General features: G+C 63.7%; 10 protein-coding genes. 4 read left to right on the top strand and 6 right to left on the bottom strand.

The annotated features are described in order from the left end of the window. Nucleotides 1-1,069, top strand: a 1,069-nt coding sequence (locus VE759_RS20095; RefSeq protein WP_324935703.1) for a S8 family serine peptidase, incomplete at its 5' end; no start/stop codon positions are given. A gap of 94 nt (nt 1,070-1,163) precedes the next feature. Continuing rightward, nucleotides 1,164-2,864, top strand: a complete 1,701-nt coding sequence (eccE, locus tag VE759_RS20090; RefSeq protein ID WP_414687963.1) for a type VII secretion protein EccE — start codon at nt 1,164-1,166, stop codon at nt 2,862-2,864. Between the two features lie 676 nt (nt 2,865-3,540). Here the strand turns inward: eccE and VE759_RS20085 are convergent. The 5 genes from VE759_RS20085 to VE759_RS20065 form a co-directional block, all read right to left on the bottom strand. Beyond that, on the bottom strand, nt 3,541-4,158 hold the full coding sequence (locus VE759_RS20085; RefSeq protein ID WP_324935699.1) for an LLM class flavin-dependent oxidoreductase: 618 nt from the start codon (nt 4,156-4,158) through the stop codon (nt 3,541-3,543). A gap of 618 nt (nt 4,159-4,776) precedes the next feature. Continuing rightward, complete coding sequence (locus VE759_RS20080) at nt 4,777-5,253, bottom strand: DUF5078 domain-containing protein (protein ID WP_414687962.1); 477 nt, start codon at nt 5,251-5,253, stop codon at nt 4,777-4,779. A 17-nt stretch (nt 5,254-5,270) separates the two neighbouring features. After that, a complete protein-coding gene (locus tag VE759_RS20075; RefSeq protein WP_324935695.1) occupies nt 5,271-5,612 on the bottom strand; it encodes a DUF732 domain-containing protein in 342 nt (113 codons plus the stop codon). Further along, on the bottom strand, nt 5,609-8,512 hold the full coding sequence (locus VE759_RS20070; protein WP_324935693.1) for an MMPL family transporter: 2,904 nt from the start codon (nt 8,510-8,512) through the stop codon (nt 5,609-5,611). Before VE759_RS20070 ends, VE759_RS20075 begins: the two co-directional genes overlap by 4 nt. Further along, entirely contained in the window at nt 8,509-8,937 is a 429-nt protein-coding gene (locus VE759_RS20065; protein WP_324935691.1) for an MmpS family transport accessory protein, read from the bottom strand. Before VE759_RS20065 ends, VE759_RS20070 begins: the two co-directional genes overlap by 4 nt. Nucleotides 8,938-9,111: 174 nt before the next feature. On the opposite strand from VE759_RS20065, the gene VE759_RS20060 reads away from it, so the two are divergent. Beyond that, nucleotides 9,112-9,732 (top strand): TetR/AcrR family transcriptional regulator, encoded by a 621-nt coding sequence (locus VE759_RS20060; RefSeq protein WP_324935689.1) that lies wholly within the window; start codon nt 9,112-9,114, stop codon nt 9,730-9,732. A gap of 765 nt (nt 9,733-10,497) precedes the next feature. Next, entirely contained in the window at nt 10,498-10,650 is a 153-nt protein-coding gene (locus VE759_RS22970) for a mechanosensitive ion channel domain-containing protein (RefSeq protein ID WP_414687961.1), read from the top strand. A gap of 347 nt (nt 10,651-10,997) precedes the next feature. Here the strand turns inward: VE759_RS22970 and VE759_RS22965 are convergent, their stop codons facing one another. Continuing rightward, on the bottom strand, nt 10,998-11,441 hold the full coding sequence (locus VE759_RS22965) for a TetR/AcrR family transcriptional regulator (protein WP_414687964.1): 444 nt from the start codon (nt 11,439-11,441) through the stop codon (nt 10,998-11,000). Between the last annotated feature and the right edge of the window lie 80 nt (nt 11,442-11,521).

The raw sequence follows: 11,521 nt of genomic DNA, 5'->3' as shown, positions 1-11,521 counted from the left end.
ACTGCCGCCGCCGCTACCGCCCCCGCCGCCCGGGGAAGAGCCGCCCCCGCCCGACGCGCCGGCCGCGGGCGGCGGGGAGGCCAAGCAGCCCATCGTGCCGCCGCCCCCGCCGGGCACACCCGACGGCATCGTCGGGGTGGCCCCGGACGTGACGCTGATCTCGATTCGCCAGTCCTCGGTGGCGTTCGGCCCGGCGCACCCGACTGGCGAGGAGCTCGCCGCCAAACGCAAGGCCGGCGACATCCTCACCCTGGCGCGCGCGATCCGCCACGCCGCCGACCTGGGCGTAAAGGTCATGAACATCTCGCTGGCGTCATGCATCAACGCCGCTGCCCCGGTCGATCAGAACGCGCTGGGCGCGGCGGTGCGCTACGCCGCCGTAGACAAGGACGTGGTGATCGTCGCCGCCGCCGGCAACCAGGGCGATCAGCAGGAATGCGGACAGAACCCGGAGTTCGACCCGCTCAACCCGCAGGATGCCCGCGACTGGCGCGGGGTGAAGACCATCGTCACCCCGGCGTGGTTCTCCGACTACGTGCTGTCGGTTGGGGCGGTCACCCCCGACGGGCAGCCGATGCCCGATTCCATCGCCGGCCCGTGGGTGAGCGTGGCCGCGCCGGGTTGGCGGATCATAGGGCTGTCCAGCGTCAACGGCGCACCGGTCAATGCGCTGCCGGACCGCGACCCCGGCATGGGTGACGGCTTCTGGGGGACGAGTTTCTCCACGGCGTACGTGACCGGGGTGGTGGCGCTGGTACGGGCGAAGTTTCCGAATCTGACCGCGCACCAAGTGACTCGGCGTATCACCGAGACGGCGCACAACCCGGCGCGCGGCGTGGACAACAAGGTCGGCTTCGGCGTGGTAGATCCGGTGGCGGCGTTGACGTTCGACGTTGCGTTGGGAGACCCCAGGCCCGTCGAGCATTTGTCGACCGCCCTGCACGTACCGGCACCGGCGCCCGGACCGGACCTGCGGCCGCGGAACTGGGCGTTGGTGGGGGCGGGCCTGGCCCTTGCCGTCGCCGGTGTGATCGCCGCGGCGGTGGCGCTGCGCCGGAGGATGTCGTGACGGGCGCGTCGTCTCGTGTCGTGGTCGCGGCGCCGGGGGTGGTGCTGTGAAGACGCCCGCTTTTAATGTGCGGCCGTCGATTTCGGCGGTGATCGTGAGTGAGGTGGTCGTCATCGCGGCGCTGGTGGCGTTGCCGCCGCACCGGGCCGGATGGTGGCCGGCAGTGCTGGCGGGGGCGGTCGCTGTCATCGCGCTGATGCCGACCGTGTATCGGCGAAACATGGTGGCGTGGACATTGGCCGCGCTGCGGTGGCGGCGGCACCGCCGGGCGGGCGTGGCGGCGGCCGCCGCCATCGACGTGCCCCAGGGCGACAGCCTGTGCGGGGTGCGGGTCGAGGGTGGCGAGGCAATCACCATGGTCAGCGTCACCGGGTTGGCTTACGCGCCAACGCTATTGCGCGGGGCCACCGTCGCGCACACTCCAAACGTGCTGCCGCTGGGGATCCTGGCCGGGCTCCTCGACCAGCCCGGCAGTTTGCACCTGGCATCGATCGACGTGGTGTCGGCGGGGCTGCGGGTGCGCCGCGGTACCGGCTATCCGCCGTTGTATTCCACGCTGCTGGCCGACCGGCCCGCCGCCGGTCAGCGCAGCACCCGGCTGATCGTGCGGCTGGACATCACGAAATCCGTGCCCGGGCTGACCTACCGGTCCTCGATTGGGGCGGCGGCCGCCGCCGCGACCGAGCGGATTGTGAATGGGTTGCTGCAGGAGGGGATCCGCGCCAGCGCGCTGAGCGCACATCAGCTCGACGCGGCACTGGCCGAGTTGGGTGCGCGGCTGGCGGCGGCTCCGGAACCGGACGGTGCGGCGGCAGCTTCGGGTCGGAGGGCTTCCGGCGGGGCGGCAGGCGTGGGAGCGGCGCGCAATTCCGGCCGCTCCGTGCGCAACGGCAGCCGGTCGGCGTTGCGTGGCGGCCGGTCCGGATCGCGCGGCGCAGGAACCGCGGAGGTGGGCTGGCGCAACGTCAACGCGCATCCGGGCCATTTGACGACGTATTACTTCTCGCCGGAGGACATCACCACCGCCGCGCTGAACCAAGTGTGGGCGCTGCGCACCGACGACGTGGTGCAGACAGTGACGCTCGGAAGGTGCCCGGACGCGAACCGCAATGGCGCGGGACCGGTGCGCGTCTCGGCCACGGTGCGCTGCAACGATCCCCAGCGACCGCCGCAGCCGCCGACGCTTTACCTGAACACCCTGCCCGGCGATCAGCAGGCGGCCACACTCTCCGCCGCCCCAATCGCCCGGCCGGGGTTGCGCTTACCCACCCGCCCGCTGGATGATGCTGCGGCCCTGGCGATCCCGATCGGGCCGACCGGCGTCCTGGTCGGCACCGCCGTGCACGATGATCCCAAATTAGGGTGCCTGTCAGACGATTTGGTGATGTTAGCGTTGACCGATCCGCAGCGCGCCACCCGCATCGCGATGGACACCTCGTCGTTCTACGCGCGCCAGCTGCTACTGCGGGCGGCCGCGGTCGGGGAGCGCATCGTGATTTACACCGATGGGCCGCAGGGCTGGGCGGCTTTGTCGCAGCCCTACATCGCGGTGGTGGACCGCTCCCGCCCGCCGCAGTTCGTGCCGTCGATCATCGTCAGCGACCGTCCGGGTGCCGCGCCGGCGGCCGGGTTGGCCTCGACCGTGATCACCCTCGGCCGGGCCGCAATAGACGGCCACACACCCGATTTGGTGTTTACCCAGATGTCGCGGTCGATCGTGCGGATCACCGCGCCCACCTTCGAGACGGACGTGGCCATTGCGGCGTTCCGTCAGGAGCAGGCGTGGACCGGGTGAGTCTTGGGCCCATGATGGGGGATGAGTGTCAGTTCTCAAACGAGATCTCAAAGAGATTGTCATAGTCTCGTTTTTTGTGTCATCTAAGTGTCATCGATGACACGAAAACCAGAATAAGTATGACCCTGATCAACGCCGAGGTACTTCTGCCGCTGAGCGGCGTGACCGTGAGGCCCTTTGCTGCCGAGCGGCTGGGTGGCTACTCCGGTCAATCTCGACAGCATCCACCGGGGCGCTGACGGCAGCGGTGAATCGGAGAGGCTCTACGTTGGTGAACTTCGACAGCTCCGGAGCCGCCGGGCTGCTCGTAGGCGGAACTCGGAATCGGCCCGCGAACGCCGGGTGATCGATCGATCCCTCGTCTGTTAATACGGCCCGCGATGGCGATGATCTTGCATCGCCAACGTGGTGACGGGGGCGTATACCAGTCATCGTCGACTCAGCTTTGACAAAGAGACGGTTTCGATGACCGAGGAGATTTCAGCGGCTGGCGGGCGGCTGTCCCCGACGGCACTACCGAGATCAAGCCTGCAGGTGCTCGTCGGGGCTGAAGCGGCCAGCCTGTTGTCAGCGATTTTGACGAGCGCGTGGTCACGCACATTCTACCCGCGCGCGAGCTCGAGTTCGGGTGCCAGCTCGGTCAAGATGGGCAGCCGATTCGACGTTAGAAGCGCGTTCACGACAAGGTGAGAGGCGCCTGCGTCCAGCTGGGCGCGCAGGTGCTTCGCCGCGGTCGCCGCGTCACCCTGCGCGACCAGCCCGTCGATAAGCTCGTCGCTACCACGTGGGTCAAGTCCTCTTCGGCGAAGCCCATGCGCATCAAGTTCGCCTGGTAATTCGCCAGCGCGAGATTGTTCGCTGCGATATTTGCACGACCGGCGCCGCGGGTGCTGTGCAGGCCGCCGAGGGCCACCTTGTGCTCGACCGCCAGCATCGCGTCCGGGCCGATCAGAGCCCGCGCGCGCCGGGTGTACCCGGATGTCACCAGAAACGGGTGGGCACCGGCTGATCGCTCAGCGGCCAGTTTCAACATTCTCGGGCCGAGCGCGGCGAGCGCCCGCCGTTGCTTGGGCACGCCGCGCTCGTCCAGCACATCTAGGTAGTCCACCACCGCCTGATACGGAGAGCGGAAGTTGGCACCATGTTCCCGGTGCCCCGCACCGATACCAAGTAGGAATCGTCCGGGGTAAGCCGCGTCAAGCCAGTGGTACGTGTCGGCAACGGCTCGGCCGTTCATATGCCAGATGTTGACGACGCCGGTGGCCACGGCAAGCGTCTCGGTTGCTTCCAGCATCTACGATTGTCAGCTCCGGGTCGCGCGTGCCCGCGATCCACAATGCGGTGTAGCCAAGGCGCTCTACGTCGGCCGCCGCCTCTGGAGTCAGTTCGTCTTGACGTAATGCACCCCGATCGCGCCAATGTTTACCGGTGTCGTGATGTCCTTCATCGATGATCTCCTTAGATGCCGTAGGTCGGCCGAAAAGTGATGGTGTGGAAAGCGTTTCACTTACCTGCTCCGGGAAGGAAACCCCTCAGTTCGCCGACGACATCGTGGCGAGCCGGCTCAGCGGGTGGGCAGCTAGTCGCGCAGTCGAGCTTCTGCCACGGCTGGCAGTGATCGGTCTTGAAAGACTTATCATCCGAATCGATCTGAACGACTTGCGGCTTCCTGCTTAGCGCGTTATCGACAACGTTGGTGCCGCTAACGCGTTTCCAGTAACAAGCGCTATCCCCGACCGGCCCCGCAGAGCTGTAGGTGCCCGGCGTTATCTCTGTCCCAATCGCATACGTGCCATCGCCATCGATGGTCGTTCTCGGTCCATCCAGGGGTGTTGGATCAGCATATGCAATTGCTGCGGTGCCACACATCGCGACAACCACCGCGACGGTGACAGCAGGTGCCTCATACATCTCACCCATCCCAGACGGACATGTCGTCTGGTGGGTAGTCGGCGCAATGGTCCGTTTCCTTCGCGGCGACGCCCTTGTTGTTGAAGAAGACCTTTGCCCAGTTCGGCCATGAGGCCGTCATGGGATCGGCGAAATGCGTCACCCTCTCTTCGGAGTAGGCGCGCCGATCGGCGGGGCTGAGCGAGTAGAAGTAGTGCGCGTTGTCGATGGCGGCCTGTTGAACCTCCGGCGACTTATTGTGCTTATCAATGATGTATCGCTGATAGTAGATCGGCGTGTAATCCCTTGCAGCGGCAAGGATCTGCTCGGCCGTGCAGGTTGTGACAATCATCCGATGAGGGATGGGATAGTCGTCCGTCGCGTCGGCTGCTGCGTTTCCGGGCAACAGCATCGCCCCGAATGCGCCTGCGAGAACGGCAATTCCGACTCGCAGAACCCTACCTGCGTTCTTTCGTCGCACGCGCCTTGGTCGGTGCATCTGTGGCTCCTGTGATCTCATTGATTAGGCCCCGCGACTGCCTTTAACCGCGCCGTCAGGTCAGGGCAGTAGGTGCCGATGGCAGTGGCGAGGAACTTCCACGTCTGCTCGGTCGTGGTGCCCCGCGGCAGGTTGTGCGACAGGAACTCGGCGGACTTCTCGGCCGTGGCGTCCCGTCCGCTGCCGAGTCGATCACACGTGATCTTGGCCAGCCATGCGTTGTAATCCTTCTGTCCGTAAATGCCGTAGCCATGAAGCTGATTGGCGAAATCGGTGTCGACGTCGGCGTGCGCCGGGGGGGCTAGCAGGACCGCCGCGGCCGCGATCGGCGCCAGTGCAGACACCATCCCCAATCTCATTGTCGCCCTTGGGGATTCATTGGACCCACGCTCAGCGGCTGGGTGGTGGTTGAGTCTTCTGCCGCTGGACCTGCGGCCGGGGCGGCGTGGGTGTGTACTCGTCGTGGCCACCAGAACCAGCGCCCGAGCAGCGCCGCGATCGAGGGTGTCATGAATGACCGGACGACGAAGGTGTCGAACAGCAGTCCGAGCATGATCGTGGTGCCGATTTGGCCGGCGATCCGTAGATCGCTGGCGATCATGGAGCCCATCGTGAAGGCGAACACCATTCCGGCGGCGGTGACGACACCGCCGGTGCCGCCCATGGCGCGGATGATGCCGGTCTTCAGTCCTGCATGGATCTCTTCCTGGAAGCGGGAGACCAGCAGCAGGTTGTAGTCCGACCCGACGGCCAACATGATCACGATGGCCATCGGCAGCACCAGCCAGTTCAGCGGCATGTGCAGCAGGTGCTGCCAGACCAGCACCGACAGGCCGAACGATGAGGCCAGCGAGACGGTGACGGTGCCGACGATGACCGCGGCGGCGACCAGGCTTCGGGTGATGCCGAGCATGACCATGAAGATCAGGCAGATCGACGCGGTGACGGCGATCATCAGGTCGTACATGGAGCCGTCGTGCATGTCTTTGTAGGTGGCCGCGGTGCCGCCCAGGTAGAGGTTGGCGTTCTCCAACGGGGTGCCCTTCACCGCTTCGGCGGCGGCCTGCATGATCCGGTCGATGTGCGAGATGCCTGCAGGGGTGGCCGGGTCGCCCTTGTGGGTGATGATGTACTGCGCGGACTTTCCGTCCGGGGATAAGAACAGCTTCAGGCCGCGGATGAAGTCCGGGTTCTGAAACGCCTCGGGTGGCAGGTAGAACGAGTCGTCGTTCTTGGCGTCGTCAAATGCCTGGCCCATCACGGTGGCGTTCTGCGAGAACGCGTCCATCTGGTTGATCAACCCGGAGAACGTGCTTGCCGTCGTCATCGTCAGCCCTCGCACCGTCTGCAGGGTGGTGATCAACTGCGGCAATAGGGCATCTAATTGCGGCAGCAGCACGTCGACCTTGTCGATGTCCTTGGTGACGTTGCCGATGTCGTCGGTCAGCGTGTCGATGCCGTCGAGGGTGTCGAACACCGATCGCAGTGACCAGCAGATCGGGATGTCGAAGCAGTGCGGTTCCCAGTAGAAGTAGTTGCGGATCGGTCGCCAGAAGTCGTCGAAGTCGGCGACGTGGTCGCGCAGATCTTCGGTGTCGGATTGGATTTGATGGGTTTGGCTGGCCAGATCGTGGGTGACGCCGGTGAGTTGATGGGTCAGGTCGGCGATGTGTTGGCTGATCTTGATGGTCACCAGCAACTCATCACTGACCTTGTTCAGGTTAGTCACGGCGTCATGCAGGTATTTCAGGTTCTCGATGGTTTGGCTGCTTTGCATGCTGATCTGAAACGGGATCGAGCTATGGTCGATCGGGGTGCCCAGCGGTCGGGTGATGTTCTGCACCCGGGCCATACCGGGAATGTGGAACACGCCGCGGGCGATGCGGTCGAGCACCAGCATGTCGGCCGGGTTGCGCAGATCGTGGTCGGCCTCGACCATCAGCAGTTCGGGCTCCATGCGGGCTTGCGGGAAGTGCCGATCCGAGGCGTGGTAGCCGACATTGGCCGGGGTGTAGGCGGGGATGTAGTAGCGGTCGTTGTAATTGGTGGTGTAGGCCGGTAACGCCAGCAACCCCACGAGTGCCACCGCAGTCGTGGCCACCAGCACCGCCCCGGGCCAACGCACCACGACGGTGCCGATGCGGCGCCAGCCCCGCTCGCGGTGGGCTCGTTTGGGGTCGAACACCCCGAACCGGCTGGCCACGACAACGATCGCCGGCCCCAGCGTCAGTGAGGCCGCAAGCACCACCAACAGACCCAACGAGCACGGCGCGCCGAGGCTGTGGAAGTAGGGGAGCCGGGTGAAGCTCATGCAATACATCGCCCCGGCCACCGTCAGGCCCGATCCCAAGATCACATGGGCGGTGCCGGAAAACATGTTGTAATAGGCGGCCTTACGGTCCAGGCCGCGTGATCGGCCTTCCTGATAGCGGCCGACCCAAAAAATCACGTAGTCCGTCGAGGCCGCAATCGCCAGGACGATGAGCAGATTGACCGCAAATGTGGACAGGCCCATGAGGTTGTTGTTGCCTAGCACGGCGATCACACCGCGCGCGGCCCCCAGTTCGATCCCAATCGTGAAGAGCATGATGACAGTGCTGAAGATCGACCGGTAGACCAGCAGCAGCATCACCGCGATCACCGCCAGGGTGACGAAGGTGATCTTCTTTGCACCCTCGTCGCCGTACACGCGCCGGTCGGTGGCGAGCGGCCCGGGTCCGGTCACGTAGGCCTTGATCCCCGATGGCGGGGGAACGCTGTCGACGATGCGCTGCACCGCGGCCACCGATTCGTTGGCTTCGGTGCCGCCCTGATCGCCGCGCAGATTCAACTGCACATAGGCGGCCTTGCCGTCGGAACTTTGGGAACCGGCCGCGGTCAGCGGGTCACCCCAGAAGTTGTTGATGTGCTCGATATGCGTCGTGTCCTGGGAAAGCTTGTCGATCAGCGTGTCGTAGAACCGGTGCGCGTCATCACCGAGCTTGTCCTGGCCCTCCAACAACACCATGGCTGTGGTGTCGGAATCGAACTGCTGAAAGTTCTTGCCGATGCGCATCATCGCGATCGTCGACGGGGCGTCCTTGGCGGTCATCGCCACCGAGTGCTCAGCACCGACCTCTTCCAGCTGCGGCGCAACAACATTGACCACGATGGTTACCGCCAGCCAGCCGAGGATGATCGGCACACACAGCAACCGGATCGTGCGTGCGATGAACGGGCGCTTCTCCGTATTGGCGGGCAAGGTGTGTCGCGTGCTCATGCCGACTTCACCAGGCAGGATGTCTGAGCGTTGTGTGCATCCACCGAATGCTCGTCGCGCACGTCACCATTGACGGTGATGCGGCAACCAATGGTGTCGCTGTCGCCCTGCGCAACTACGTTAGCGGCAACTGCGGTCAGCGTTGTGACGAGCTCGTGCGACCACGGCAAAGTAACGGCATCGATGCGCTGTGGCTGGGCATTCTCATCCAAATAGTTGATGTCGGCGACTGTGCCTGCGGGCCCGTAAATCTCATACAGAACGTGCTTGGGGTTGAACTGGACGATCGCATCGGCGTTACCGGCATCCGGACGGTATGGGTCTGAGCCGAAGATCCCGTGCAGCCGCGAGACCGTGAACGTGGCAATGACTACCACGACCACCATGACCATTGGGACCCAAATACGTTTGACAACTCTGGTCATTGCACTCTTTCTTCCCACAGGCTCTAGGAATGCCGCATGACGTGCTGACAATTAACGTAATATGTCAGTGGTTTAGTCTCCCAGCTCGATTGCTACGTGTCAAGTCGGCGGAAATCACAAGACTTCTGATCCATACATCACTGGACGTCAGACGTATCGTGTAACATCGGCTCTATGCCGCGAGGATCACGCAGTCAGCCAGCCGCCAGCACAGATGATGCACGCGAGCGGATCCTGGCCGCCGCTGAACGCTGCATCGAGCGTCACGGAATCCGCAAGACCACGATGGACGATGTTGCGTCCGAGGTTGGATTGTCACGGCCCAGCGTCTACCGTTACTTCGCCGACCGCGACGATCTGCTCCTCGAGTTGATCACACGGCATTCGGGCGCGTTGATCGCTCGGGCACACAAGTCCATCTCGCGGCAGAGCAGCCTTGCGGATCAGATCGTCGAGGGTCTCCTCTACATCGCCGAGCACGCCCGACAGGACCCCCTGACGCGGCATGTGATCGACCCCGATGCCACGAGTCTCGGCCGACGAATGATTACTTCAGGGGCGTCGGAAATGTGTAGAGCCGAGCTCTGGGATCCCTTCATCGATGCCGCCGTCGCTAACAATGAACTGCCGCGTGGGCTGTCCCGGGCGGACATCCACTTGTGGTTGGGCGGCCTGGGGACGATGCTGATGCGTGGTCTCGAGGATGGCGAAGCCGACGTCAGGCGCTACCGGTCGATACTGCGTCGCTTCGTCGCTCCTGCCTTCGCCGGCTCAAACGCACAGGTAAACGCCTGACCACCGCGAGTCGCCACATCGTGCCCAACGCACTTAGTTACGGGCGCGAATCGCCCACCCGGCTGGATTGCGCTCGAAGGCAACATCACTATCAGCGCTGCGCCGGAGATGAACCACTTGGCGTCTGACGAAACCGGCTGAACCTCGACGCTGGCTCGCACCTCATCTGTTGCGACAGATTACGAGATGCGTTACTCGTCCAATTACCACATCCAATGGTCAATGGCTCTTGACACTCGGCAGCGATCGGGCATACTGACAAAAGACGTTAATCGTCAGTCGACAATCGTAAAGTTGATCGCCCGTCGATAGGTGTAGTCATGTGGATACTCATCACCAGTGACGGCCACCGGGTAGCCGGTATCTGCTCGGAGATGGATGCACGCCGTAACGTCCACACGCTGGGCGTTACACAGCTGCGTGGTCCCTATTCGTGGGACGTTGTAGATAACCGAGGGCACCGGTTCATCGCTGAGATCAGCTATCGATCGGGAGGTGGCTGGCGATGATTGTTGGACGCAACCCACGCCTTCCGGTTATCGGCGACAGCGTGCTGTTACGGGCCGGCAACACCAGCGGTGTCGGCATCATCGTCGACACAAACGCGATTGGGTACAAGGTCTATTGGCGCATGGGGAGAGGCAAGCTCTCTTGGCATGCCCGCCGTGAGTTGACCGTCCCCCGGCTCGACTACGGACGGCGATGGCCATGACGTGCAAACGGCAAAGAGTTCCCTAATGGCGATGGTTCTAGAAGCAGTGGAGGGTGCAAGTGAAATTTCAGCTAGGCGATAGGGTGCGCGACGGCGTGCATGTCGGCACTGTCACGGACGTTGGCACCATACTGATCCAGGTCAAGTCCGATGAGGGAAGATCGCGCCTCGTCTGCCGGTGGGAACTCGTGAAGGCTCTTCGCTGACATGAAAGTCGGGCTTGACCATCGGATGATCGGCACGTTCCGTAGTGGGTTACCAAAACCCCTGCACCGCTCGTCGATTGGGGCGGCCGTAGGCTCCATCCTTGCGCGGGGTGGAAATGCTGGCGGGTGTTGACCACGACAGGAATCGTGCAGGAAACCGACCTGGCATGGGCACTCGCCGACGCCGTCAAGCCGTACCTGAGCGCCGTTGAATGCAACCACGTCTTTATGGCAATCGGCGCTGGCGAACCATTTGCAGCGATCCGGGGCCTATTGAAATCGGCCGTTATCAAACGAATCGCCCTGCAATCCGATCTGGTGCAACAGTGCACAACCTGGCTGCACGCCTACGGTGGGCACATCGACGAGCGGTACCTTCGAAGCCTCATTGAGGACCATTTGGTTCCACACTCGATCCGTGTTCCGATGACGGTAAGGATCAACCGTCTGCCAACCACGGCAAAACCCCGGCGTGTCAGGGGTCCTGTCGGGCGTGCTCGGCGATGTAGAGGAGACCCTCGACGATCTGATCCGCAAGGCTGCCGGGAAATGGACTTGTGTGCTCGGCCGATCAACTCTCGCGAATGCCGCGTGATCAGCTCGATGAGCAGATCGTCGCGATCAGCGAAGTAGCGGTAGACGCTGGGCCGCGACAATCCAACCTCGGACGCAACATCGTCCATCGTGGTCTTACGGATCCCATGACGCTCGACGCAGCGCTCAGCGGCAGCCAGGATCTGAGGCTTCAAATCAACGTCCAGCGTTGCAATTTTGATAGCTGCCGTACGCATTTGTGCAGCCACCACCGGGCGACCCCGAGGCGGGACCGGGTGAGACCCCGGACTTACCCCCGCGGACGTCACCGCCCTGT

The organism is Mycobacterium sp. (genome assembly GCF_035640695.1).
GTDB lineage: Bacteria > Actinomycetota > Actinomycetes > Mycobacteriales > Mycobacteriaceae > Mycobacterium.
This window is presented reverse-complemented; position numbering and strand designations above follow the sequence as displayed.

Bases quoted from the DNA above. Each gene is read 5' to 3' on its own strand.
- VE759_RS20075 (WP_324935695.1), bottom strand. From the start codon at position 5,612: ATGAGATTGGGGATGGTGTCTGCACTGGCGCCGATCGCGGCCGCGGCG.
- VE759_RS20085 (WP_324935699.1), bottom strand. From the start codon at position 4,158: ATGCTGGAAGCAACCGAGACGCTTGCCGTGGCCACCGGCGTCGTCAAC.
- VE759_RS20070 (WP_324935693.1), bottom strand. From the start codon at position 8,512: ATGAGCACGCGACACACCTTGCCCGCCAATACGGAGAAGCGCCCGTTC.
- VE759_RS20065 (WP_324935691.1), bottom strand. From the start codon at position 8,937: ATGACCAGAGTTGTCAAACGTATTTGGGTCCCAATGGTCATGGTGGTC.
- VE759_RS20060 (WP_324935689.1), top strand. From the start codon at position 9,112: ATGCCGCGAGGATCACGCAGTCAGCCAGCCGCCAGCACAGATGATGCA.
- VE759_RS22965 (WP_414687964.1), bottom strand. From the start codon at position 11,441: ATGCGTACGGCAGCTATCAAAATTGCAACGCTGGACGTTGATTTGAAG.
- VE759_RS20080 (WP_414687962.1), bottom strand. From the start codon at position 5,253: ATGCACCGACCAAGGCGCGTGCGACGAAAGAACGCAGGTAGGGTTCTG.